23 protein-coding genes and 1 pseudogene are annotated in these 25265 nt (G+C 40.3%); 6 read left to right on the top strand and 18 right to left on the bottom strand.

Translation table 11 applies throughout. The features are described 5' to 3' along the window. The first annotated feature begins 20 nt into the window (after positions 1-20). Entirely contained in the window at positions 21-659 is a 639-nt protein-coding gene (hisIE, locus tag ACED29_RS17760; protein ID WP_371698264.1) for a bifunctional phosphoribosyl-AMP cyclohydrolase/phosphoribosyl-ATP diphosphatase HisIE, read from the top strand. A 151-nt stretch (positions 660-810) separates the two neighbouring features. On the opposite strand, the gene lpxM is transcribed toward hisIE, so the two are convergent. From lpxM to speA, 13 genes and pseudogenes are all read right to left on the bottom strand, one after another. Continuing rightward, positions 811-1746, bottom strand: a complete 936-nt coding sequence (lpxM, locus tag ACED29_RS17755; RefSeq protein ID WP_371698263.1) for a lauroyl-Kdo(2)-lipid IV(A) myristoyltransferase — start codon at positions 1744-1746, stop codon at positions 811-813. A gap of 568 nt (positions 1747-2314) precedes the next feature. Continuing rightward, complete coding sequence (ihfA, locus tag ACED29_RS17750) at positions 2315-2614, bottom strand: integration host factor subunit alpha (RefSeq protein WP_011637176.1); 300 nt, start codon at positions 2612-2614, stop codon at positions 2315-2317. A gap of 3 nt (positions 2615-2617) precedes the next feature. After that, positions 2618-5005: a phenylalanine--tRNA ligase subunit beta gene (gene pheT, locus ACED29_RS17745; RefSeq protein ID WP_182723646.1), complete on the bottom strand. Its 2388-nt coding sequence runs from the start codon at positions 5003-5005 to the stop codon at positions 2618-2620. A gap of 15 nt (positions 5006-5020) precedes the next feature. Then, entirely contained in the window at positions 5021-6004 is a 984-nt protein-coding gene (gene pheS, locus ACED29_RS17740) for a phenylalanine--tRNA ligase subunit alpha (RefSeq protein ID WP_182698526.1), read from the bottom strand. A gap of 394 nt (positions 6005-6398) precedes the next feature. After that, the gene (locus tag ACED29_RS17735) at positions 6399-9242 is read right to left on the bottom strand and encodes an ExeM/NucH family extracellular endonuclease (RefSeq protein ID WP_371698261.1); all 2844 of its coding nucleotides are present in this window, start codon (positions 9240-9242) and stop codon (positions 6399-6401) included. A 206-nt stretch (positions 9243-9448) separates the two neighbouring features. Then, the gene (locus ACED29_RS17730; protein WP_124018124.1) at positions 9449-10333 is read right to left on the bottom strand and encodes a RimK/LysX family protein; all 885 of its coding nucleotides are present in this window, start codon (positions 10331-10333) and stop codon (positions 9449-9451) included. A gap of 52 nt (positions 10334-10385) precedes the next feature. Next, positions 10386-10736, bottom strand: coding sequence for a DUF3802 family protein (locus ACED29_RS17725; RefSeq protein WP_124018123.1), 351 nt, complete (start codon positions 10734-10736; stop codon positions 10386-10388). 82 nt (positions 10737-10818) lie between these two features. Further along, positions 10819-11394 carry a YceI family protein gene (locus ACED29_RS17720; RefSeq protein ID WP_165870182.1) on the bottom strand — a complete coding sequence of 192 codons (576 nt, stop codon included), beginning with the start codon at positions 11392-11394 and terminating at the stop codon, positions 10819-10821. A gap of 50 nt (positions 11395-11444) precedes the next feature. Continuing rightward, the gene (locus ACED29_RS17715) at positions 11445-11942 is read right to left on the bottom strand and encodes a YaiI/YqxD family protein (RefSeq protein WP_371698260.1); all 498 of its coding nucleotides are present in this window, start codon (positions 11940-11942) and stop codon (positions 11445-11447) included. Then, positions 11942-12580 (bottom strand): pyridoxamine 5'-phosphate oxidase, encoded by a 639-nt coding sequence (gene pdxH / locus ACED29_RS17710; protein ID WP_124018120.1) that lies wholly within the window; start codon positions 12578-12580, stop codon positions 11942-11944. Before pdxH ends, ACED29_RS17715 begins: the two co-directional genes overlap by 1 nt. A gap of 194 nt (positions 12581-12774) precedes the next feature. After that, a pseudogene (locus tag ACED29_RS17705) lies at positions 12775-12858 on the bottom strand (hypothetical protein); the annotation flags it as partial. 198 nt (positions 12859-13056) lie between these two features. Continuing rightward, positions 13057-13986, bottom strand: a complete 930-nt coding sequence (locus ACED29_RS17700; protein WP_273059164.1) for an adenosylmethionine decarboxylase — start codon at positions 13984-13986, stop codon at positions 13057-13059. A 73-nt stretch (positions 13987-14059) separates the two neighbouring features. After that, on the bottom strand, positions 14060-15970 hold the full coding sequence (gene speA, locus ACED29_RS17695) for a biosynthetic arginine decarboxylase (protein WP_371698259.1): 1911 nt from the start codon (positions 15968-15970) through the stop codon (positions 14060-14062). 587 nt (positions 15971-16557) lie between these two features. Here speA and ACED29_RS17690 point away from each other — a divergent pair. From ACED29_RS17690 to ACED29_RS17670, 5 genes are all read left to right on the top strand, one after another. Next, a complete protein-coding gene (locus ACED29_RS17690; RefSeq protein ID WP_182698523.1) occupies positions 16558-17391 on the top strand; it encodes a S1 RNA-binding domain-containing protein in 834 nt (277 codons plus the stop codon). A gap of 105 nt (positions 17392-17496) precedes the next feature. Beyond that, entirely contained in the window at positions 17497-18150 is a 654-nt protein-coding gene (locus ACED29_RS17685) for a YceH family protein (protein WP_124018116.1), read from the top strand. Positions 18151-18188: 38 nt separating this feature from the next. Beyond that, on the top strand, positions 18189-19022 hold the full coding sequence (locus ACED29_RS17680; protein WP_371698258.1) for an ABC transporter permease: 834 nt from the start codon (positions 18189-18191) through the stop codon (positions 19020-19022). Further along, a complete protein-coding gene (locus tag ACED29_RS17675) occupies positions 19019-19918 on the top strand; it encodes an ABC transporter ATP-binding protein (protein ID WP_371698257.1) in 900 nt (299 codons plus the stop codon). Before ACED29_RS17680 ends, ACED29_RS17675 begins: the two co-directional genes overlap by 4 nt. Before the next feature lie 780 nt (positions 19919-20698). Further along, positions 20699-20827: a hypothetical protein gene (locus ACED29_RS17670; RefSeq protein ID WP_371698255.1), complete on the top strand. Its 129-nt coding sequence runs from the start codon at positions 20699-20701 to the stop codon at positions 20825-20827. Positions 20828-20901: 74 nt separating this feature from the next. Here ACED29_RS17670 and ACED29_RS17665 read toward each other — a convergent pair whose 3' ends face one another. The 5 genes from ACED29_RS17665 to ACED29_RS17645 form a co-directional block, all read right to left on the bottom strand. After that, positions 20902-21108 carry a cold-shock protein gene (locus ACED29_RS17665; RefSeq protein WP_124018113.1) on the bottom strand — a complete coding sequence of 69 codons (207 nt, stop codon included), beginning with the start codon at positions 21106-21108 and terminating at the stop codon, positions 20902-20904. Positions 21109-21361: 253 nt separating this feature from the next. Further along, complete coding sequence (gene rlmA / locus ACED29_RS17660) at positions 21362-22183, bottom strand: 23S rRNA (guanine(745)-N(1))-methyltransferase (protein WP_371698253.1); 822 nt, start codon at positions 22181-22183, stop codon at positions 21362-21364. A 25-nt stretch (positions 22184-22208) separates the two neighbouring features. Next, positions 22209-23012, bottom strand: coding sequence for a hypothetical protein (locus ACED29_RS17655; RefSeq protein WP_371698252.1), 804 nt, complete (start codon positions 23010-23012; stop codon positions 22209-22211). 274 nt (positions 23013-23286) lie between these two features. Beyond that, positions 23287-23601 (bottom strand): glycoside hydrolase family protein, encoded by a 315-nt coding sequence (locus tag ACED29_RS17650; RefSeq protein ID WP_371698250.1) that lies wholly within the window; start codon positions 23599-23601, stop codon positions 23287-23289. 431 nt (positions 23602-24032) lie between these two features. Next, positions 24033-24668, bottom strand: coding sequence for a hypothetical protein (locus ACED29_RS17645; protein ID WP_371698248.1), 636 nt, complete (start codon positions 24666-24668; stop codon positions 24033-24035). Positions 24669-25265 lie beyond the last annotated feature (597 nt).

Raw genomic sequence — 25265 nt, 5'->3', positions numbered from 1 at the left:
CACCCAAAAAGAGATTACAAATGACAGACATCAAATTTGATAGCACAGGCGTAGATTGGGACAAGCAACAAGGCTTGATACCAGCAGTGGTGCAGAACCACCTAACGGGCAAAGTGCTTATGCTAGGTTATATGGATCAAGCGGCATTAGAGAAAACCTTAGCCACTAAACAAGTGACCTTTTTTAGTCGCTCTAAACAACGTTTATGGACCAAAGGCGAAACCTCTGGTAACACGCTTGATCTCATCTCTATCGACAAAGACTGCGACAACGACAGCTTTTTAGTGCAAGTGATCCCTAACGGCCCAACCTGTCATACAGGAACAGAAAGCTGCTGGAAAGATGGTAACGCACATCCTTTTATCGATAATCTGACTAAACTGATTATTTCCCGTAAAGGCCAAAGTGCTGATTCAAGCTATACTGCGTCACTATTTGAACGTGGTACTAAACGCATTGCCCAAAAAGTCGGTGAAGAAGGCCTTGAAACAGCCCTTGCCGCAGCCACTCATGACAAAGAAGAGTTAGTCAATGAAGCATCGGATTTGATGTATCACTTAATCGTGTTGCTTGAAGATCAAGGTTTGTCGATGGCCGATATTAATCAAAACTTACTAGAGCGCCATACCAAAGCCAGCAAGTCTGCCACCGGTCAGTAACGTTTTAGCCCATTTTATTAGAAAAAAAGACGCCGAGGCGTCTTTTTTAGTAATATTATCAAAGTCATGGTTGTCATTAAGCAACTGATACACACTACAACGAATGAGTAGAAGATCATAACCGATAATAATGCATTCAAATCGTATATGATTAATAAAACTCTTTTTCACCCGGAGGGCGAGTTTTAAGTAGTTTTAAAAACCACATGTATTGTTCTGGATAGGCATTAATCACTTGCTCAACCACTTTATTTAATGCAATAGCTTCGTTCTCTTTACCAACCATCTCTTGGGGATTCACCGCTGGCATCACAGTCATGATAAATTGCTTAGCTTGTTGATCGTAACCAATCTTAACTGGCATGACTTGGGCATTACCTGCTTGAGCTAAGCGCCCTACGACCGGTAATGTGGCTTTCACTGTGCCCATAAAAGGCGCAAATATACTTTTATCAGGTCCGAGATCTTCATCAGGCAAATAGAAAAAACTATTATCGTTTTTTAATTCGGCTAACAAGGCTCTGATCCCTGCTTCACGCATATACACACGTCCACCTTGACTGCTACGCATTCGGTTACTAAACCAATTAAATAATCCATTTCGATGTGCTTTAACCATAGTCACTAACGGAATTTCTAAGTTGATTCTCAGGCCCGCGTATTCCATCGGCCAGACATGCGGCATAATAAAAATGATCGGTTGCTTAGCATCTCGAGCAGCTTGCACATTTTCGAAGCCATTAAGTTGAATACGGCGTTTTAAGTAGGCTTTAGACCGAATAAGCAACTCAGCTTGTGACAATAAGGTAATCACAAAAGTCTCAACATTTTGTTTAATTAACTCATCGACTTCGTCAGGCGACTTATCAGGGAAACAATGGGTAATATTAACCTTTGCGATTCGTATTGGTTTACTGGCAACTTTCATCACCACGCGGGCCAATAATTTCGCAATAGGATCTCTTACAGTTGCGGGAAGAACACCAAACAGAAACAACACGGCGATAGCTAACCATGTTCCCCAGTAACGAGGATGCAGTAATGATTGCTTAAAACGAGTGTCAAAATATTTTGCTTGTCGTGCCAAAAGAATCTCCAAATAAACTGACCGTGAGCCACGGCAAAAAATAATATGCTAACAATGTTATTATACTCGTGATTAAGGAGTGCAAACCAACATTATAATCAACAATAACAAAACGACAGTATCACCTATAGCATCGCTCTAACGCATAAGACAGCGTCAATAAGATTATCCGATATAACAATTTGAAATACCAATTCCATTAATTACGTGCTCAATCAGAGTCACTGAGTTTTTTCAGTTTGAGGCGCATTGTTGAAATAATGCTTGTCCCTTATAAACAATGCCACAAAAAATGGAAAGCTTAAGTGAGTCCCAAGGGCGGGTTTTGCACCATCTACACTGCTTAATATGATTTTGACGAAGAACAACTATGCCTACAATCCTATTACTTGCCTAAAAGGCACAACACTCCCACTGAATGACCAGATAAATATTGGAATGGGTATAATATCCATAATCAATACAGACGATAAACGGTATTCGTCAAACTCAAAAACAAAAGAGCCACTCAATTAAGAGTGGCTCTTCGTAATACAGATCCGATCGGATTGGCGTATTAACTAGTGAATTATTTTTTACCCGAGTTTGCCGCTTCAACTCGTGATTTTAGCTTCTGTCCAGGACGGAAGGTAACAACACGACGTGCGGAAATCGGAATATCTTCACCAGTTTTCGGGTTCCTTCCCGGTCTTTGATTCTTGTCCCTAAGGTCAAAGTTGCCAAAGCCAGATAACTTGACCTGCTCACCACTTTCGAGTGCTTCACGAATTTCTTCAAAAAAAGACTCGACCATCTCTTTAGCCACACGTTTGTTAATGCCTAATGTTTCAAAAAGATGTTCTGCCATTTCGGCTTTGGTAAGTGCCATACTTTAATCCCTCAACGATGCGTTGAACTCGGTCTTTAGAGCCAATACCACTGATTCCATAGCCTCAGTAATATCTTTATCTTCAAGTGTGCGAGTAGTGTCTTGTAACGTAAGTGCGATGGCTAGGCTCTTTTTGCCAGGCTCAACACCTTTACCTTGGTATACATCGAACAAGTTTAAGCCAACCAACTGATTTTCGCCAACTTTTCTTATCAAATTCATAACATCAGTTGCAGAAACAGTTTCATCTACTACTACCGCGATGTCGCGACGATTGGCAGGAAACTTAGATACAGCTTGGGCTAGCGGCAAACGGGCGTGCAATAATGCATCCAGTTCTAACTCAAAAACAATTGTTTTACCATTGAGGCCAAACGGCTTTTCCAAACTAGGATGGATAGCACCGATGTAACCAATGACTCGATTATTTCTCAATATTTCAGCACATTGACCTGGATGCAGCGCAGGATGTGTTGCCCCTTTAAAACTAAATTCTGTAGAGGCAACTGTCAAGCCGATTATTGCTTCTAAATCACCTTTTAAATCAAAGAAGTCGACAGTTTTCGATTCCATTGACCAATGTTCGTCATTTTGAACACCAGAAATAACCGCGCCCAGCATAGCTTGTTGACGAACACCAGAATCTGCTTGCGCATCAGGAACAAAGCGTAAACCGGTCTCAAATAAACGTACTCTATTTTGCTGACGGCTTTGGTTATAACCTACAGCAGTCAATAATCCAGTAAACATCGACAAACGCATGGCTGACATTTCAACTGAAATCGGGTTTGGCAACACCATGGCTTCTTCGCCTGGGTGCACAATATTCTGCATTTTGGGATCAACAAAGCTGTAGGTCACCGCTTCTTGGAAACCACGTGCAACAAACACACTGCGCACACGCTTAAGCGAGATATCAGCTTCTTGGTGATCAGACATGCTTAACGCAGCCATAGGGGCAACGTTAGGAATGTTGTTGTAGCCGTAAATACGCGCCACTTCTTCGATCAAATCTTCTTCAATCGCCATATCAAAACGATAAGTCGCAGTAGTCACATTCCATACATCAGCGTTGGTTTGCACGCTAAAACCTAAACGTTCTAGTATTTCAACCACGTCAGAGTCAGGAATAAAGTGACCTAAGGTTTTATCTAACTTGCTACGCCGCAAAGTAATATTAGCCGCTGTTGGTAAATGCTCCGCAGACAAAGCTTCAATCACTTGCCCTGCTTCACCACCACAGATATCTAATACTAGGCGAGTAGCACGATCCATCACCTTATGTTGTAGCTCAGGGTCAACACCACGTTCGAAACGGTGTGACGCGTCTGTGTGTAAGCCTAAACGACGTGATTTACCCATAATGGCTAGTGGTGAGAAGAAAGCACATTCCAAAAGGATGTTTTGGGTGTGTTCACTCACACCGGTACTCTCACCACCAAACACGCCTGCCAATGCAACAGCTTGTTTATCGTCGGCAATCACTAAGGTGTCGTTGGGGACAGTAATTTCGTTACCATCTAGCAAAGTTAACTTTTCAACACCATCTGCCAAACGCACAGTAATGCCGCCATTTAAGGTAGCTAAATCAAACGCATGCATTGGCTGACCAAATTCGATCAACACATAGTTGGTGATATCAACAATTGGATCAATTGAACGAATACCGCTGCGACGTAGCTTTTCTTGCATCCATAATGGCGTAGCAGCTTTAACATTAATGTTCTTAACCACACGGCCTAAGTAACGAGGGCACAAATCTGGCGCCACAACATTAATGCTAAACGGTGCGTCAATAGTCGCTGTAACAGCTTGCCAAGAAGGCTCGGTCACTGCTTGGCGATTTAATACGCCCACTTCGCGCGCGAGCCCTGCCATGCCTAAACAATCAGCACGGTTAGCTGTTAAATCAACATCAATAATGGCGTCATCTAATTGCAAGTATTCACGCACATTTACGCCTAAAGGCGCATCTAGTGGTAATTCGATAATGCCATCACTTTCGATGTCCATACCTAACTCGCCATACGAGCACAACATGCCCATTGATGGTTGACCACGTAATTTGGCTTTTTTGATTTTAAAATCGCCAGGCAATATTGCGCCGACCATGGCTACCGCAACTTTTAAGCCTAAACGGCAGTTTGGTGCGCCACAAACGATGTCGATAAGTTCATCGCCGCCAACATTAATTTTGGTAACGCGTAGTTTATCGGCATCAGGATGCTGGCCACATTCAACCACTTCACCAATGATCACGCCGCTAAAATCGCCAGCCACAGGATCAACACCGTCAACTTCAAGGCCGGCCATGGTAATTTGGTGTGATAATGCGTCACGACTTACTGATGGGTTAACCCACTCACGAAGCCAAGATTCACTGAATTTCATCTAATTTTTGCTCCGTTATTTGAATTGCTTAAGAAAACGTAAATCGTTCTCGAAGAAGGCACGTAAATCATTTACGCCGTAGCGCAACATGGTTAAACGCTCAACGCCCATACCAAAAGCAAAACCAGAATATTTTTCAGGGTCAATACCCACACTGCGCAGTACGTTTGGATGTACCATGCCACAGCCTAATACTTCTAACCACTTACCGTTTTTACCCATCACATCCACTTCGGCAGAAGGTTCTGTGAAAGGGAAATAAGATGGGCGGAAACGCACTTCTAAATCTTGCTCAAAGAAGTTACGCAAAAAGTCATGCAAGATACCTTTAAGCTCAGCAAAGTTAACATTTTCTGCAACCATTAAGCCTTCAACTTGGTGGAACATTGGCGTGTGTGTTTGGTCGTAATCGTTACGATAAACTCGGCCTGGAGAGATGATCCGTAGCGGTGGCTTTTCATGTTCCATCGTGCGAATTTGCACGCCAGAAGTTTGGGTGCGCAACATCACTTTTGGATTAAAGTAAAACGTGTCATGATCGGCACGAGCAGGATGATGCTCAGAAATATTTAACGCATCGAAATTATGGAAATCATCTTCGATTTCGGGACCTTGCTTAACAACAAACCCAAGTTCACCAAAGAATGTTTCGATACGTTCGATTGTACGCGTAACCGGATGTAAGCCACCAATATCTAACGTACGACCAGGTAAAGTGACATCGATATTTTCAGCAATTAATTTAGCTTCTAATTCTGATGCTTTCAATCCGTCGATACGCTCTGTCAACTGTTGTTGAACGGCTTGCTTTGCTTGATTGACTGCGGCACCAAAGGCAGGTTTTTCTTCTGCGCTTAATGACCCCATCATTTTCATCATGTCAGTGATTTTACCTTTTTTACCAAGGTAATCGACACGGATATCATCCAATGTCTTTAGATCACTGGCCTTATCAATGACCTCTAAGGCTTGTTCTACGATCTCGGTTAACTGCTGCATGTTATCATCCACTGCATTTGTGCATATCAATGCGATTGGGCGTCTGGTCGACTATTAACAATCAATAGTGACGACGCGGTAGTTTAACTCTTGTCAAAAGCCACAAAGAGCTAAAACTAAGGTTAAAAATAAAGACTGAAATTTTACGTTAGCGACTACCATTTTACTAGTCATTATTGGACTTTTTAATGCCAAATAGTTGTATTTAACTACAATTTCGACGTCTATGTTGCTAGTGATTGCCTATTGCCTATCATTCTTATTAACTGCAGGGGAATTTTTACATGCCAGCCACAAATCATTTGGCATAATTACGTAATAAAAAAGGCGCGTTATGCGCCTTTTTACTGAGACTAACTCAAATAGATACTCATCGATAATCAGTCAAATCTTATTATCTAAAGCGCATCGTTGCTGAGCCTGTTTCACCGTCATTATCAACCACAGTTAACTCAACGGTATGTTCACGACGGCTGAAACTAAAGGCCACAGGTCCGCGCGCTTTGCGGCCATTATTAAAGGCCCATTGCTGGCGCTTAATGACACCGTCTTGGTCATAGCTAGTTGAAATAAATAACTGCATAAACCATAAATTTACTCGCTGAATTTGCGCAATGGGGGCCATGTTGACAGGCTCGACAATACTTATGCTGCTAACACTCGTCGCAACATCACCTTTGTCATCGGTAACGGTTAATTGCACTTGGTAATCGCCTGATTGCAAATACTGATGCGAAGCCGTCACGCCAGATGCCACTGTGCCATCACCAAAGTCCCATTGATGCTGAACAATTTGGCCGTCACTATCAGTTGAAGTTGACTGAACGTGCAATACACTGCCATTTAATTGTTGCTCAAAGCTGGCCACAGGTAACGCATTTGCTGGAGCAAATTTAAACGAGATAATCACAGGATCATGATCGGATGAACGAAATGCATCCGCTTGATACAATTCTTGCAGTTGTGTTGCCGATTTATACTCTTCGTTATAATCCAGTACGATAGGCTCATCGGCGTTAATGTGCCATTGAGTAATGCCGACTAAGTTACTGACTAATTCATCATTGGCTAAAGCATGATCTAGCTGACCTGACTCACCAGAAAACACATAAGAGTAAGGCTTTTGGGCACCGACATAGCTGGTTAATTCATTATAACCATGACTTGCTAGCATGGTTAACGGATCTTCTTTTGCGTAGGCATTTAAATCGCCTATTACCAGTACTTTGCTATCAGGGTATTGCGCCGCTAACCATTGGCCAATAGCATCACTTGCTCGAGTTCGGGTTTGATTACAATTACCTTGACCATCTTGTAAGTCAGGATCACCAAGACTATCACAGCTGCTGCCTTTAGATTTTAGATGATTCACGGCAACCACAATATTCTCGTCTGTGCCATTGACCGTAAATTGCTGAGTGAGCATTGGACGATTTTTACTGTCATCAAACAATTGCACGCCATTATCATCAGCGGGTGAATTTGCTGATGATAAAATCCCAGCCTCACCAGATAGCGTCAGTTTATCAGTGCGATAAATCATTCCCACAGTAATTGCATCGGTGCCGATTTTTGCCACGCTAGGCACTACATACGCATAAGTTGTTGTGCCTAGTGCCGCATTTAAACCGCTAACAAGATCACTGATGGCCGAGCTAGTGTCATAGCCATCATTTTCAATTTCCATTAAACCAAATACATCGGCATTGATCGTTTGCATGGCATTGATAATTTTTGCGCGTTGACGCTCAAATTCAACGGCTGAATCAGCACCGCGATCAGTTGGAAAACCGTTACCGTTACCATCGCCATTGAAGTAATTGAGCACGTTAAAACTGGCGACTCTTAAATCGGCATCGGCAACCACTTCTGGTGCCATTTGACGTGGATTACTTTGGATAACATTTACTAAACTGGTCGGCATAATGCGGAATTGATTAAAGCCATAATGCATTACCCCTTCAAGCCTAGTCACACTATCACCCACTCGTAAGGTATTATTAGCCGATAGCCCGGGCGCAGGATACGGGATCACTTCAGGATTTTGGCGAGTTGAACCATCATCTAAAATAATGCTGTCACGGGAATTCGCGGCTGTAACGGCAACAGCATCAGCACCTGGAGTCGCGACCTGAGTTCCAATAAAGTGGCGGCTACTGCCTAATAACACTTCCCCATAGCGGCCTAAGCTGTATACCTCATTGACCACTAAATCCTGGTCAAAATACACACGCATACCTTCAACACGCTCAAGCTGCTGATTGTCATTTATTGGCAAGGTAACCGATGAGACACTTGGCAGCATTTGCTGAGTAGCACAAAGCGCAAATTGGCTAACGCCCGATAACTGAGTCACACCGTTATATTCTGCTACATTTGCGGCTAATCGAATCCTATCGCCCGCATTAACTTGTAACGCCTGAGTGCCGGTATAGACAAATATACCTTCCGAAGTGTCTATATCAGCATCAGCTTCAAGGTCAGCCATTTGCAAGAACACGCCTTTTAAACCCGCTTGCTGATCGCTGGTGACAATAGCTTCAACAACCACTGTATTCCCTATCAATGCACTGGCTTGTGCATTACCTTGTATTTCATGAATAGCGACAGCTGATTGACCACAGACAAACTCAACAGGGTCAACTGGATCAACAGGATCAACTGGATCCGTTGAACCATTGGCTGAAAATCGACCTAAGTCACTAATGTCATCTTGCGCAAAACCTTGCCAGCCCACAAATGTTACGGCATCGTCAATCACTTGATCTGCAGTTAAATTATTTGTATCACGGCGCAACGTATTATTTTGGGTCGAGATATCGCCACTGCCCCATTCAGCACCGGGATCGACGCCTACTTGGCCTAAAGAATCGATAACATTGTCGCTATGAGTCAGCACAATGGCATCATCACCATTAAAAAAACTAGCATTAGAATTCAACTGGGCCAATGCTAAAATGTCTGCTGAAGCATTATTGTTAGTAATCACAAAAGTTGAGTTAGCAGCAATGTTGCCTGATAAATTAATCTTGGTTGACGCAGAAGTATTACCATTAAAATAAAATGACAATACATAATCACTTAAATCAATATTGGTGCCTGTTGGGTTATATAACTCGATAGCTTTATTATTACTACTACCTTCCACGTATTCTGAAATAAGTAAATCTTGTGCGCTGACTTGAAAAGCCATTAATGTTGATATTGATGCCGCAAGCAAGGTTTTATTGCTTAACATAATAGACCCTTATTATTATCCATAATTTTAGTTAACTGATTTATATCGTAAACATATTTTTATCGATTTATAGCGTAAATCGGCTGTTACTATATCGGTAACCGATGACAGTTAGGTTGCAGGTATGTTGCAGGATAAGATAAAAGTAATAAAAAAATACCGCTCATAATGAGCGGTATTAATAAGATGAATTGGTTTAACTGTGATTAATGTTTTTTGGACACATCGACCATATAATGACCTTGCAGCCAATTGCGGCCAATTAATAATTTGTAACCCATTTTGCTGCGGTCTTTAAGGTTAACGTCAACAACATATTCATGACGAGGTTCACCAACATTTAACCTCACCATGTATCGTCTTTCTGTACCTTGTGCATTACGAATTAATGAGGTACCACGAATTTTGGTGCGAACCTCAGCTTGCTGACCTTTTTCGTTAGCTGTGGTGAATGTGATCATTTTACCTATGTTATTTTCGATATTAACTGTGTCTTCTTTATCGACGCGAATATTCACCGCATGTAATGAATTTTCAACAGCCCCCGTATCAATGCGGGTATTATACAACAAGCCAGTTTGCTTAATACTCAACTCAGCTAAAGGCCCAATCATTTTTTTATCTGAAACATCCACAATATAATCATGCTTTAAAAAATTACGCCCTATGAGTAATTTATGATTCATATGGCTACGATCACGTAAATTAACATGAATATTATGAAACTCATTGGCAAAACCGACGTCGAGTTTCACCATATAACGTGTTTCAATCCCTTGAGAATTTTTGACTCTAGATGTGCTGACTATTTCAGCTTGAATACGTTTTTTCTCACCACGCTCATTTTGTGTAGTAAATTCAACAATTTTACCGACATCGTTTTTCATTTTCTTAGATGCACCGCCAATAATATCTATATCGACTGCGTGTAATGAGGTATTGGCTGCACCGGTATCAATGCGGGCACGATAATGAAGTCCAGACTTAGCAACAGTCATGGTCTCAACTTGTCTTAAAACGGTTTTATCACTTGCAAATACGGATATAGAAAGGAAACACAATACAGCGGCAATCACAATTCTTTTAAACATGATCAATTCCAAAAATCCACAAATCGCTTTAATAGCGGGCGTTTAGCTGCGTTTAACGCAACAAATGATCAACTTCTTGATCAAATAAATTTTTAATTAAACCAGAAAACTCAGTAATAAAAATACTCTGTTCAGGGGTGGCTAAATGATTAGCGACAGAGGCTAAAATCTCTTCTAAATCGTATACAATTGCGTCAATTTCACGGATCACCATATTGCGCTCAGCAAACGATAACTGTGGGTTCTGGCCGCAAACCATAATAATCTGAGCAGATAACTGCTCTTCAAACAATTCCATGACAGTTTCAGTTGCCGCTACATTATTCTCAGATGACTCAAACAGCCCTAAATGTTCAGTTAAATACTGAATTAAATGTATGTACCCTTCTTTGTCAGTAACCATTTTATCCTACCTTTCTTGAAACGACTTAACCGAAAATGGCTTTCAATCGTGATGATCGAATGCCATTTTCAATCACCGATAACTACTGCGCTAAGGTTAGCACAAATGACACAGGCACTGCTAAGCTGATGCTCGGTAAACCGGCCAATTCTTTGAGTTTTTCGACACCTGCCACAAGACCGAATTCATTTGCTTGTACAATCACAGGCGCTAAACTTGAAACCACCATTTTCTTATCAGATAATTTTGCCACTAACACATCAAAGCTCTTCTGTTGTTTCTGACCATGTAACATAATGGTCGCTTCAACTTGGGTAGTTAATGTGTCACCGACTTTTAATCCGGCAAGCAATTTAGGATTGACCACCGCATCTATCGTTAATGTTGGAAACTGCGCGACTTCAAATAACACTGACTGCAAACGCTGATCACGAATTTCAACACCAGTATCAACACTGGTTAAATCAATCGATAAAGAAAATGCACCCGCATCCGTTAATGAACCAGCAACGTGTTTAAAATGATTCACTTCAGCAATATCAGTTTTCTTAATCGAAATAAAGCTTACTCGAGAATGATCTTGATTGACTTGCCAGTCGCTTGCCATCACAGATGTGCTGAGCAAGCTAGCGGCTAATAATGGTAACCATTTTTTCATCATAAAGTCCTTAGTATAGAAAGTCAGATTAAGTATAGAGTAATATTTGCTTATATTTTGCTGGGGATCAATTTAGCCAGCCATTTGTCTAATGCTTGTGCAAATGCATGTTTATCCGTTTGCGAAAAACTATTCGGGCCACCAGTATGAATACCACTGCTGCGCATTTCTTCCATAAAGTCACGCATAGTCAGGATCTGTTTGATATTTTCCACGGTATAAACCGTTCCTCTGGGATTTAATACAAGCGCACCTTTATCAACCGCATCCGATGCAAGGGGAATATCAGCAGTAACCACCAAATCCCCTTGTGCCACTTGTTCGACAATGTAGTTGTCGGCCTCATCAAAACCTGAGCTCACTCGGATCATGCTAATTAAAGGTGATATTGGTACTTTAATCATCTGATTAGCAACCAGCACAAGTTGAATCGATTTCCGCTCAGATGCCCGAAATAACATCTCTTTAACCGGATTAGGGCAAGCATCAGCATCAACCCAGATTTTATTCGTTATCACAGTTAAAAGCTCCTGTTCATTAACACTCATTAAGGTGCCAAACGATCAATATTCCAATCAGCATCGGTTTTGGTGTAAATAAATCGGTCGTGTAATCTGTGTTCACCACCTTGCCAAAACTCAACGCTGGCAGGACGAACTAAATATCCGCCCCAAAACTTCGGCAGAGGGACTTCACCTTGGGCAAACTTTGCTTTCATTTCTGCAAATTTTCCTTCAAGGGCCTGTCGCGCACTAATTTTGCTTGATTGCTTAGATACCCAAGCAGCAATTTGGCTGTCTTTGGGTCTAGACATAAAGTATTTTGCCACATCTAACATCGATAATGGCTCCGCTTGACCTAATACCGCGACTTGGCGATCAAGTGGATGCCATGGAAACAATAAACTGATTTTGCTATTAACGGCTATTTGTTTAGCTTTGCGGCTTTCTAAATTAGTAAAAAAAACAAAACCGTTGTCATCAAATTTCTTCAGTAACACAATACGTTGAAATGGCTGACCATCTTCATCAACCGTAGCAACGCACATAGCAGTTGGATCGGAAAGCTGAGCATCTTTAGCTTGCTGCATCCATTGTTCAAACAGATCCATTGGGTTAGCAGGTAAATTAGCCCTTCTTAATCCACCTTGGGTATATTCACGGCGAATATCACTTAAATCACTCATACTGGCTCCTCATTAAAGCTTGCAAGTTGTATTCTACGCTGAGCAGACACAAAAAAGCCAACGTCAACACGTTGGCTTAGGTGTTTAATAGTAAAGTTAAAATTACTTTTTAATTAAGCCTTTACCTTGGGTGCAAACATACAGTATTTCAAGGTCCAATGTTGCACCTGCAAGCGCGGTAATTTCAGCAGAATTTATGATGCTGCGACTGCAACAACATCTATCGCAACAAGACTCATACTACGTAAACTGCGCATCATTGCCATTGATTTATCACAGGTTAAGCCACAACACTCTGAGGTACCCGTAGCGGATGAAAAAGCAGCATCTAAGTAATCACGATGACAGTGTTAGACTCAATGGGTTTAAAATTAAGCGTTTGGCGTAAATAGCTGAATACTTTTGAATAAAGCCAATAATCAGCTTTGTCGTTGAAAGGCGTCATAGGCTATCCAAAACATAGCTAGCACCGATAATTACAATAAAATAGGCTTCAGCACTTCTAAGCAATCTTGCTGATAGTGGCTAAAATGTATGTTGTAACCTTGCTCGAGAGTCATCGCACAATGACTTAAACACACATAATTTAACATTGGCTTATTGGCCATATGACTATTAAAGCCAATAATGTCGCAGCTGTTAGGCTGTAATAATACGATAAGCTCAGCAAAAATATCGACTTGATTTGAGCTGATATCGATGTTGGTTTCAACACTCACATAAGAGCTATTTTCCTGCGGCGTAATGTGTATAGTAAAATATTCAGCACCTCGAATACCATTAATTGAATACCCTAAAGGACTGAATAAATATTGATCAACACTAAAACCGCTGAATAATTGTTCCAATTGTAACAGCTGACTAATTTGTTCTGTTGATTGATGCTCGCCACGTAAATAGTCTGCTACGGTACCAGAAATATGATACATCAGTAATTCATTGGTGGTATCAAGTGGACTGGCTTGATAATGCTTATCTGTGGTAAAAATATAATGGTGATGGCTATCTAAATGACCCATTCTGTAGGCCTGCCCACCAATAAAATCTCTTAACCTAAGCACATCATCGCCAAAAGAGCTGGCTTGTAAATGAGCATAATATTCATTTTTACGCTGATAACACACATAGGAAATCGCTTGTTCGCCTATATGCTCAATGAAGTAACAGGCTGATTCGACTAACGTACTAGCCCCGCATGTGAGCACAACGATACGATCATCCCAAACAAATAAGCTTGATTCACTCAATAAATAAGCATCACAAAAATCATTGCTTATGCTAGATAAAATGTCTGCATTTGAGGCAGCAACAAGCCCCTGCCAAAACGTTCGATCTAAAGACCGTAATTTAGGCGCGGCTGCATCAACAATAATCTCTAACTTTTTCTCTGAACCTTCAAAAAACATCTTAGCAACTTAAAAGCCTAGCCACCTGAGGGTGCTAGGCTTTTTGGATAACAAGTTAACCTAATAGAAGAGATTAAAAATCTTCTAAGTAAGTGTAGCCTTTAAGACCTAACTGCAATTCTTCTAGAATACTAGCTCGCTCATCTTCAACAATATGCTGATTCACAAGCTCTTCATATGTGCGCATAAAGTCAACAGCATCTAGATTCACATAGCGTAATACATCTGCTACCGTGTCGCCTTGTAAAACAGACTCAATCTGGCTTAATCCACGCTCATCGATACGCACTACTGCTGAGTTAGTATCACCAAATAAGTTATGCATATCGCCCAAGATTTCTTGGTACGCACCCACCATGAAGAAACCAATCAAATACGGGCTGTCAGCACTCCACGCAGGTACAGGTAAGGTAGTTTCAATACCTTGACCATCAACATATTGATCCACAATACCGTCTGAGTCACAGGTAATATCTAACATAACCGCACGGCGCTCTGGTGCTTTATCTAATCCCGATAAAGGCAACACAGGGAACACTTGATCAATACCCCATGCATCAGGTAATGACTGGAATAATGAGAAGTTAACGAAAAACTTATCGGCTAATTTTTCATTTAATTCATCAATCACTGGACGATGATAACGGTTATTGTTACTTAATAATCCCTTCACTTCATGGCAAACACGTAAATTAGCTTGTTCTGCCCAAGCTCGGTCAGCCAAACTTAATTGACCCACAGCAAACAATGAGTGTGCTTCAGAAATATCACTTTGGCTATCATGATAAATTTCAATAATCGCACGTTGATCATAACGACCGCTGATTTCTAACCAAGATTGCCACATATTGTGGAGCAATTGCGGTGCATCTTCACTTGGTTCCTGAATATTTTCAGGAAGATAGGCTTCAGTACCTATAACATCCGTAATCAACACTGCATGATGCGCCGTTAAATGGCGACCTGATTCAGAAATAATACGCGGCATTGGTTGATCGTATTCATTACATAAATCGGTTAATACATTGACGATATTGTTTGCATACTCATTTAAACCATAATTCATTGAGTTGTTGCTTTGGCTACGAGTACCATCGTAGTCAACCGCTAACCCGCCGCCGACATCGAAACAATCAATACTGGCACCCAGTTGGCGTAATTCACAATAAAAACGACCAGCTTCACTTACGCCTTGGCGAATGTCACGGATGTTGGCAATTTGCGACCCTAAATGGAAATGTAATAACTGTAGAGAATTAAGCATGTTAGCACTTTTCAATTCAGCTATAACTTTCAACACCTGCGCTGCAGATAAACCAAATTTGGACTTTTCACCACCGCTGGCTTGCCATTTGCCTTTACCTTGGAAAGCCAAACGTACACGTAAACCTAAACGAGGTGTAATACCGAGCTTTTCAGCTTCAATTAATACCATTTTAAGTTCTGACATTTTTTCCAGAACGATATACACCTTATGGCCAAGCTTTTCGCCGATAAGTGCTAAACGAATATATTCTTTATCTTTATAACCATTACATACAATGACTGAACTGGCTTTTTGTGCCATAGCCAATACAGCCATTAATTCAGGCTTACTACCAGCTTCAAGCCCTAATTGAGGGACTTCTTTCGATTTTTGGCTAGCTAAAATTTCTTCAACTACCGTTTTCTGTTGGTTTACTTTAATTGGGTAAACTAACAAGTAATCATTTTGATAATCGTACTTCTTAATTGCATCATTAAATGCTTCGCATAAACTTTCCACTCTGTGGTGCAAAATCTGCGGGAAACGGACTAAAACCGGTAACGAAACGCCTGCTTCAACCATACTTTTAGCTAATTCATTTAAGCCAACTTTATGATCAGGATTTTGTGGGTTAGGTGACACTGTCACTTCGCCATCTTCACGAATACCATAAAAACCTTGGCTCCAGTGAGTCACGTTATAACCCGAGCGAGCATCTTCGATAGACCAATCAGACATAATTATTTTCCGTATTTGTATCAAAGTTAGCAGTGCCGCAATAGGGGCATCTGCTTGTTAAAAATCCAGATAACACAACAAGGTTATCTCAACAGTAAAAGAGTGTGCAGCACGATTGAAGCTACAAAACTCTTGACTAAAAAGGCACTGCCAAGTGCCCTAATGTCATCTCATCTTTATTTATCTATTGCACAACATCTAATGCTAATCATCTTACGCAGATATTCACAAATCATGCAAATTTTACTAACAGAGTATCGACTAGTTGCTGTAACAGGTTTTTTACTGATTTCGCGCACGGTTAGATCACTTTTTAATCCCAAAACCAGTAACATTTTCAGCCTTTATAAAAACGGCGCAATTAAAACCTGCAATTGCGTGTAATGCAAGTTAATTACCGAATAATTACCAGAAAAAAACGCCTATAATCGATGAGTTAAACATCAATAAACAGTACCTCAACCATAAATGATTTTTAATCGTGCTTAATTGGCACAACGTCAGCTAAATTTACGTGTATAATTAAGCGGATTTCCAAAGATCGTCTTTTCATTTTTATCTTTCATTAAAGTAGAGCAGAGTCATTCATGATACAAATCGGTAAACGTTATTCATTAGAAGTCGTTAAACAAGTTAATTTTGGGGTTTATCTAAATGCTCAAGAGCTTGGGCAAGTCTTGCTTCCTAATAAATTTGTCCCTACCGGTTGTAATGTCGGTGATATGGTCGATGTATTTCTTTACTTAGACTCAGAAGACATTGTGATAGCTACCACCCAAAAAGCACTTGCTCAAGTAGGTGAATATGCTTACTTAAAAGTGGTTGCAACAGGCCCATATGGTGCCTTTTTAGATTGGGGATTAGATAAAGATTTATTACTGCCTTTTGGCGAGCAACACAAACCTGCCGAAGAAGGCCACTCATATTTAGTGTATGTTCATGCTAACCATGCCGATGAACGCATCATGGCCTCCTCTAAACTGGATAAGTTTGTTGATAAAACAGAAGCTCATTACACCGAAGGCGAACAAGTTAACTTGATCATTGGCGGCACAACAGATTTAGGCTACAAAGCTATTATCAATCACCAGCACTGGGGAGTGATATACCAAAATGAAGTGTTTCAAAAACTTCGCTTTGGCCAAAAAGTCACCGGTTTTATTAAAACGATGCGCAGTGATGGCAAAATTGATCTTGTGCTGCAAAAAGGTGACAAAGATGAGCTCGATAAAAATGCTCGCTTGATCATCAATAAACTGCGCAGCGCAAACGGCTTTTTACCTTTACACGACAAAACTGATGCCGATGTTATTTATGACAAACTCGCTATGAGTAAGAAAGCCTTTAAAAAATCTATTGGTGGTTTATTTAAAGCAGGTGAAATCACTATCGAAAGTGACGGTATTCGCTTAACTGTGTGAACAATAATCGATTAACCTCCCTAAACTAGTGCAATCCTTTGAGAAAAAGCATGGCTCTGTTATAAAAGTAATAGAATCATGCTTTTTATTAAAAGGATACTGTTTATGGAATTAACCCCGCTAGAAGCTCGAGTTATCGGGTGCTTGCTCGAAAAAGAACTTACAACTCCTGATCAATATCCCCTGTCATTAAACTCACTTACCCTAGCATGTAACCAAAAAAGTAGCCGTGAACCGGTTATGTCACTCAGTGAATCTCAAGTACAAACGATACTCGAAGACCTCACTAAAAAACGCTTAATCAGTGAGCAATCCGGTTTTGGTAGTCGCGTCGTAAAATATAAACATCGCTTTTGTAATACTGAGTTCAGCGAATTACAGTTAACCAGTGCTGAAGTTGGATTAATTTGTGTGTTGTTATTACGTGGTCCTCAAACGCCAGGGGAACTCAAAACTCGATCAAATAGACTGCACGAGTTCACTGATGTATCCCAAGTTGAATCCGTATTACTGGCATTAAGCCAAGGTGAAAAACCCTTAGTAGTACAACTTGCTCGAGAGCCGAATAAACGTGATTGCCGCTTTCTTGAGTGCTTTAGTGGTAATGTTGACGACTATGATGTTAACAGTAGTGATGCCATTGTGGTTTCAGGCCACACGCAGCAAACATTACAGCAAGATACTCGGATTGCAGAATTAGAGCGTAGAGTAGAATTGCTGGAACAAAAGCTCGCACAATTAGAACCCCTATTAGACTAACTTATGCTTTTCGTTAAACGGTAAGCAAGGACAATATTATGGAAAGTACTGCCTCCCCATCAACATTGACTCATATTTGGATATTAGCCAAATATGAGTTAAGCAAACGCTTTACCAATAAAAGCGGCATGATTTCATTAATTGCCTTTATGTTAATTTGGGCAATTTTATTACTGTATCCAATTAAGAGCGCATCTGAATTTATTATGCAGCCAAACTTCAGAGACTTTACCGAAGCACTCTTTGGACCTGGGAGTTTACGCCATCTATTCGAATGGCCAGTTGAAGAATTTGCAGTGTTCTGGCTAGCCGCACTATATCTGTTTCCCATGTTCAGTATTTTTATCGCCGCAGATCAATTCAGCTCAGATAAGCAACGTGGTAGCTTGCGATTTTTAACCTTAAGAGTTAGTCGTAGCAGTTTGTTTTTTGGACGTTTTCTAGGTCAAATGCTGATCCAATTAATGCTTATTGTGTTAACACTATTGGCCACTATCGCATTGGCTCTTTCGCGTGATATGTCATTATTACTGCCATCGATCACCACCAGCCTATTAGTGATGGTGAACTTAGTCATTGTATTATTGCCCTACACTGCCGCCATGGCTGTGCTGTCATTACATGCCAACTCGGCCAGACAAGCGAGTATCTTTGCGGTTATCTTGTGGGCTGTGGTATCGATTTTTATTGCCTTGATCAATATGAACTTCCCCCAACTGAGCTGGTTAAATTGGATATTGCCAGGTTCGCAAATTTCTAATTTAATTAATACTCAAGGGCTAAGCTCTTTCGCACTTGCTCCCATCCCATTACTGCAAACTGCGGTTATTTTATTTGTCGGTAAACACTTAATGAGTCGGAGCGCACTATGAGTATCATTCAATGTGACAACCTTTCTAAACAATATGGTAATAAGCTGGCGCTCGACGCAGTATCGTTAACGTTGACACAGGGCGCACCCATTGCATTAGTTGGTCCTAATGGGGCAGGTAAAACGACCTTATTCAGTTTATTATGTGGGTATATTCAACCCACCAATGGCAGCATTAGTATTTTAGGCCACAAGCCAGGTAGCAAAGCGCTGCAAGGACTATTATCGGCATTACCACAAGATGCAGCATTAGATCCTAATTTTAGTATCGTGTCACAACTGCAATTCTTTGCCCAATTGCAAGGCATGACAACAAAAGCCGCCAAGCGAGAAGCATTACGAGTACTCGCGCTTGTTGATTTAACCGATTCTGCTGAGGCTAAGCCCAAAAGCTTAAGTCACGGGATGAGCAAACGAGTCTCAATAGCACAAGCGTTAATGGGTTCACCTAAAATTGTCTTACTCGATGAACCAACAGCTGGACTTGATCCTGCCAATGCGAAAAAAATCCGCCAGATTGTTAAAGATTTATCAGATAATACAACTTTTGTGATCAGCTCGCATAATCTTGATGAACTTGAAAAGTTATGCGACCAAGTTGTCTATCTTGAGCATGGCAAACTACAACAATCTGTATCGATAAAAGCCAGTCAAGCGACTGACTTTATTACCCTAACAATGAAACAATGTGACATGGATAGCCTCCACCAAAAACTATTGGGGCTAAACGATATTATTCAAGTTAGACGTATCGGTGATGATCAATATGTTATTGAGTACCAAAAACAATCTGGCTTCGCCATTGAAATACAATTATTTGAACTGTTTACGGTGAATCAATGGCAATATAAAGCCTTACTGAAAGGCAGAACCTTAGAAGAAACCTTATTCTCTTAATATTTAAAGATTATTCAGAATATGACTTATGCTCATCAGCTTCGCTAGTGATGAGAAAGCGACTCACTGCACGTTATTGCAATAGTATGTAGTCCCCTTATTTATGATTAACTAGCACTTTTCATAAACAAGGGGATCCAAAAATGTCACTTCTTCATCCCCTCTCAATTCCGCGATAGTCTCTTTATATTAACAATGCTCAAACACTATACATTCCCCAAAAGGCTCTTAAACTCGCACTCCTTAGTCACTCGCTTGGACTAGCAGGCATAGACTGTATTAACCAAGAGTAAATTAATCACACAGCGGCACAACTTACATCAGCCAGTTATTGTCATTACATCTAGCGGATCAGTTTGAGCAAATTTTTAATTACTCAGGTTAAGCTATGGGAAGTAAGTAAGCTAAATACACCCCATTCGGCCTATTTCATTAACCTAGCATTTGTTTTGTTAGCAACACCGATCAACACCTTAATAACCAGCCCATTGCAAAACAATGAAATCAAATCCGCGATACAACCTACTGTTTGATAATCGTTTATTATCCCGAGTCGAGCTTATTCTCTATTAAATGACAAGCCTCAAGCCCATAGCGGCGAGTAATCGATGATTAAACAAACCCTAATGAAAGATGATTAACGCGATACCAGGTCGAAGCATCAGGAAATAATATAATAAACCTAAGTAAAACTGAGATTTATGATCGTAGAAGGTGGATGGTGGATGAAGGATGAAGGACAGTAATTGATCATGACTTGATAAAAACAGATAGTTTTTGATGATAACAACCGATAGCAAGAGCTGGTTGATGATGATTGATATGGGTATGGGTATGGGTATGGGTATGGGTATGGGTATGGGTATGGGTATGGGTATGGCGACAATACAACAAGAGTGTAAAGAGTAAACTTTTAAATAAAAAAAACTGCAGCAATAAATTGCTACAGCTTTAAAGTCCTAACATTTAGCTCGAGCTAAATATTAAACTACTGAAACGTTCTCAGCTTGAGGACCTTTCTGACCTTGAGTCACAGTGAAAGAAACTTTCTGACCTTCGTCAAGAGTTTTGAAACCGTCTGAATTGATAGCACGGAAGTGAACGAATACGTCTGGACCAGACTCTTGCTCAATAAATCCGAAACCTTTATCAGAGTTAAACCACTTAACAACACCAGTAACTTGAGACATAATATAAATCCTGTAAAAAAATAGTTAAAGCCTTAACGGCGGTAAAGCTGGAAAATGCCGGTATTACTTATGTTTACAGGACGAAACTGTTCGTATTGATAAATATAAGCCCAACCTTCAAGCTGAGTAAACTATAAACCATTTTAGAAATAAGTCAACAAACATCGGCAAAACAACCCTATTTATTTAATGCCATCACAAAACGGTTTATCTTTGAGCATCAAATAGTTATTTATATCAATTATCTGATTGTTTATTGTTCGCGTTGATGAATTTCGATTTTAAAGTCTATCTCACATTCGAGCCCTTGCTCTATTATTTGAGACTTTTGTGAGTCACTCAGCTTCCAGGCGTAAGGCGTCATATTAAGAAAATGATCAATATCTTCTGTACGCGTCAGTGACAACGAATAACCAAGCTCTTCATGTGCTAAATAAGTAAATCCTGCTAATACTATCGACTCTTCAGAGTGTAGTTTGGGTTCACTGTAGATCTTCTTCTTTAACGCATAGTGATGCATAGGACCTGGTGACACAGTAATGAGTATTCCTCCTGGTTTTATCACCCTTTGTAACTCTTCAATTTTAGAGGGCGCATAAATACGGATGGCTAAATCAAAACTGTCGTCTGCAAAAGGCATTTCAAATGCACTCGCAACGCAAAAATTCATTGTTGAATAGCGTTTTGCGGCATAACGAATGGCAAACTTAGAAATATCCAGCCCGAAAAGTTCAATATCGGATGGCGTGGCAGATTGTAGTGTTTCAAACAACCGATGACTGTAATATCCCTCACCACAGCCTATATCAAGGATTTTGTTTACATCAGTAGTATATTCAAGCGCTAACTGATTTACCTTGTCACTTAGTGGTTGATAAAAACCTTGATTAAGAAACTCCCGCCTAGCAAACATCATTTCTTTGTTATCACCAGGATCTTTGGTTTTCTTCTTCTGTACTGGTAATAAATTAACGTAACCTTCTTTAGCAAAATCAAATTGATGGCGTTGTTCACATTGCAATGATTTTTGATTTTGTACTAATGGGGCATTACAAATAGGGCAAATATAAGACATGTTGGACTCTAGAGTTACTGAAAAATTAAAGATCGTCTTCACACAGCTTATTGACCATTTCCGACACGTCTTTAGGGGCTAATAGTTCAAAACAATCTAATTTACGTTGTAGTTGTTCATTACTAACAATCTGTTCATTTGATGAATATCCTAAGTTGGTACGCTCTAATGACTGATGATAGGTGCGTAACAACCATTGGTGCTTATTTTGCAATAAATGATCAAGTTTTAATAGCTCGGTTGATACACCAGGGTGGATTTTCCCCGACTCACCCCGCAAATAATCACGTAACTCTCGTCGTACTTGCTCTAATTCACTAATATGAACAGCAAGCATGTTAGAGGGCTCATCATGATCAAACTTACGGCCTAATATCGCTTTAGCCATAACAAGAACTTGAGGTTCGCTCAAAATCCGTAAATCATTCTCTAAGGTTACTAATTCAAAACGAGTTTCGGTAGATAAACTAAAATAAACACCCGCATCGATGTTAATGCTAACCGTTACGCCACGTCTTAGCTGTTCAATACACACCCGAGGCGCAACACCTGTTAAAGGATATAACTTTATCCCCTGCCCCACACTACGTCTTTGCTGTGGAGTGTTGGTAGTCGGCGGCATCGTTTCAAAAGCAAAACTCAAGAACGGCTGAATTCGGGTGATCAGAGTCGCTTGAGTATGACTAACTTGGCTAACCACAAACTCAACCAAAGGACTACTCATCGCTGATAACACTAATAAGTCACTCACACTATCAGGTAAGTGAAGCGTCAACGCAGTAGGTTGAACTATTTCACTCACACAGGGTTGAGTAAATACATGATGCATAGAATATCCCTTTATTACGTTATTGAATTTTAATCAGCAAATCCTCATTAGTCACGAGTAAACGAGTCAATATTAGAATTAATTTAATTGTAGATTAACTCATCATCATTTTTTTATGCTGATAAATATTAACATGATTTTACTCGGGAAAAGGATCTTATATTTACTATTGCTAACGCAATTCAACCGTCCTTATTTTGAGGTGTACACGCCCGTTTTATCGCATATCCATAAAGCGCTTGGGTGCTCTTTCATGTGGTGCAGTTGATTGTTTTCAATGCAGCAACCACAGTGTTCGCACACGTAATAGGCTGTTAATGTGTTCACCCTCGCTTAACGGCGGGGTGAGTGTAACCAGTTCACGGTCAAAGGTTTTCAGGCTAGTAGCCAGCATGTCTAAACACTGTTGGTTGGTGAACACCATGCCAAGTTTAATGTTGTGGCCAGTTTGGCCAAAGCAGGCAGTTTCAATACCTGCAGGGTCAACATAGGTACGTAATACTTCACCTTCACCCGTAGCAACCAATACGCCACCAGTGAGGATGGCACCAGTAAACCCCAAGCGCCATAAGCCTTGTTTAATATTCATGCTGCACCTGGTAAATATGAGTAAAAAAAAAGGGCTCCAATACAGGAGCTCAATGGCGATGATATAACGGGATAGTATGCAAAGAGGAACAAGAGAGAAAGCAAAGCCAGTTACGCAGTGGTATCAAGCTTATATAAACTGTAGCTGTTTTTAGAGGTGAAAACACGCCATATATGGCGTTGGTCGAATTGACTTTGTGTGATATGTAAAACCGATAACTCTTAAATTTGATTTAAAAGTTATCGGTTAAGTGAGTTGCTGCAAATAGAAATTATGCACAAGCTATCGGCAAACTTATTGATGGACAAAAAGGTTACCCACTAAGCTTTAACCCGCTGAATCACATTATGCGAACTATAGTGGGTTGAGATTCACGCAGCATTAAACGGTAATAAAAATGACGCATTTTTTTAGTGTCTGATTTAATCGCCTTAGCTTTCGTAGCCTAACTCTGACCTCATTAAAGCAATAATATCATCTCTTGTTTGTTTGATCTTATTTCCCAAATCTATCATTATCACTTTTGTCGGAGTTTCAAAATTAAAATCACCGGTAACGAACGCCTCTGGTGTCATAGATTCCTTGATCTCTTTTAGCATTTGCGGTTGCATGGCCATCAAGTTTGTATACTGCTTTTCAAAATCATCTAATAAAGTGGCTAAATTCGGAGTGCAAACTATACGGAGGCTAGTTAACTCCGTTGTTGCTTTTTGAAAGCCTTGATTAATACCTTTTGTAAAGTCGTTCATTACCTTTTGGTACTCAACCATTGCCTCTGGAGATGATCCAGACTCATATAAATTGCGACTAGCATTAGGCAAGGTCACCGATAAATACTCATCATAATCTTGAGCAGTCAACCGAGCTGCATCTTCCATTCTTTTGAAGTATTCTTGATATTCTTGTTTACGAGTATCAAAAAGTTTTTCAGTTCGCTCTCTGTGCATTTTGTATTTATGAAGAAGAAATGGTAGTAAACCAGAAGATATAAAAACCATGAATGCTGGAATTATATATTTAGGCTCAATCCATATATCTACTAAACTACAAGCTTCTGCTATTGCCAATAGTATCTCCTAGAAAGTTAACGGCTTATTGAACGGATCGCCCGATAAAGCCGACCGTTTAAGTTATTGATTAATTTCACCCTATATTCCCTATACCTTTGAAGTAAAGCAACTTAATTACTATTACACTCAAATATAAAAATTTAAATTACGAGTTAAAAGTGTCAACTTCAAATGTTAAAACAATTGTGGGTGGCCATGTTTTTCTCAACCGCTGGTTGGACTTGGCCGATGCCGAGTCCAGGTTAATAGGTACACATTATGCTATAGGGATTTGCTTTTTTTGATGCTGGCTCTGAGCTGTAGAGCAGTTTTAAACGGGTAATATGGCTTGATTTGTACGTATTTCATTGCAATTCCTTTGTCATTGTGGTGCTCCATCACATCTTTTTAAAGTCTAACTGATTCAATGAGGTTAATACACTCGATTGAATCAACATTTGGCTCCGCGCAGCGGCTTAGTTTAGCGCTTTGCTAAGCGGCTAAAAATGGCTGGCTATAATAGCGAGGAACGAGCAAAGCCAGCTGTTTGTGTCCGTTTAAGCAACTTGATACTCATTGAGCCTCCTCCCTAGCAAGCCGCATCAGCGGTATGCT

This window comes from Shewanella sp. 5S214 (genome assembly GCF_041439795.1).
In the GTDB taxonomy this organism is placed as follows: Bacteria; Pseudomonadota; Gammaproteobacteria; order Enterobacterales; family Shewanellaceae; genus Shewanella; species Shewanella vesiculosa.
Note: the sequence above shows the minus strand (reverse complement) of the source record. Positions and strands in the feature narration are given on the sequence as shown.

Coding starts and splice junctions, on each gene's coding strand:
- hisIE (WP_371698264.1), top strand. CDS start 21: ATGACAGACATCAAATTTGATAGCACAGGCGTAGATTGGGACAAGCAA.
- ihfA (WP_011637176.1), bottom strand. CDS start 2,614: ATGGCACTTACCAAAGCCGAAATGGCAGAACATCTTTTTGAAACATTA.
- pheT (WP_182723646.1), bottom strand. CDS start 5,005: ATGAAATTCAGTGAATCTTGGCTTCGTGAGTGGGTTAACCCATCAGTA.
- pheS (WP_182698526.1), bottom strand. CDS start 6,004: ATGCAGCAGTTAACCGAGATCGTAGAACAAGCCTTAGAGGTCATTGAT.
- ACED29_RS17735 (WP_371698261.1), bottom strand. CDS start 9,242: ATGTTAAGCAATAAAACCTTGCTTGCGGCATCAATATCAACATTAATG.
- ACED29_RS17730 (WP_124018124.1), bottom strand. CDS start 10,333: ATGTTTAAAAGAATTGTGATTGCCGCTGTATTGTGTTTCCTTTCTATA.
- ACED29_RS17725 (WP_124018123.1), bottom strand. CDS start 10,736: ATGGTTACTGACAAAGAAGGGTACATACATTTAATTCAGTATTTAACT.
- ACED29_RS17720 (WP_165870182.1), bottom strand. CDS start 11,394: ATGAAAAAATGGTTACCATTATTAGCCGCTAGCTTGCTCAGCACATCT.
- ACED29_RS17715 (WP_371698260.1), bottom strand. CDS start 11,942: ATGAGTGTTAATGAACAGGAGCTTTTAACTGTGATAACGAATAAAATC.
- pdxH (WP_124018120.1), bottom strand. CDS start 12,580: ATGAGTGATTTAAGTGATATTCGCCGTGAATATACCCAAGGTGGATTA.
- ACED29_RS17700 (WP_273059164.1), bottom strand. CDS start 13,986: ATGTTTTTTGAAGGTTCAGAGAAAAAGTTAGAGATTATTGTTGATGCA.
- speA (WP_371698259.1), bottom strand. CDS start 15,970: ATGTCTGATTGGTCTATCGAAGATGCTCGCTCGGGTTATAACGTGACT.
- ACED29_RS17690 (WP_182698523.1), top strand. CDS start 16,558: ATGATACAAATCGGTAAACGTTATTCATTAGAAGTCGTTAAACAAGTT.
- ACED29_RS17685 (WP_124018116.1), top strand. CDS start 17,497: ATGGAATTAACCCCGCTAGAAGCTCGAGTTATCGGGTGCTTGCTCGAA.
- ACED29_RS17680 (WP_371698258.1), top strand. CDS start 18,189: ATGGAAAGTACTGCCTCCCCATCAACATTGACTCATATTTGGATATTA.
- ACED29_RS17675 (WP_371698257.1), top strand. CDS start 19,019: ATGAGTATCATTCAATGTGACAACCTTTCTAAACAATATGGTAATAAG.
- ACED29_RS17670 (WP_371698255.1), top strand. CDS start 20,699: ATGATAACAACCGATAGCAAGAGCTGGTTGATGATGATTGATATGGGT.
- ACED29_RS17665 (WP_124018113.1), bottom strand. CDS start 21,108: ATGTCTCAAGTTACTGGTGTTGTTAAGTGGTTTAACTCTGATAAAGGT.
- rlmA (WP_371698253.1), bottom strand. CDS start 22,183: ATGTCTTATATTTGCCCTATTTGTAATGCCCCATTAGTACAAAATCAA.
- ACED29_RS17655 (WP_371698252.1), bottom strand. CDS start 23,012: ATGCATCATGTATTTACTCAACCCTGTGTGAGTGAAATAGTTCAACCT.
- ACED29_RS17650 (WP_371698250.1), bottom strand. CDS start 23,601: ATGAATATTAAACAAGGCTTATGGCGCTTGGGGTTTACTGGTGCCATC.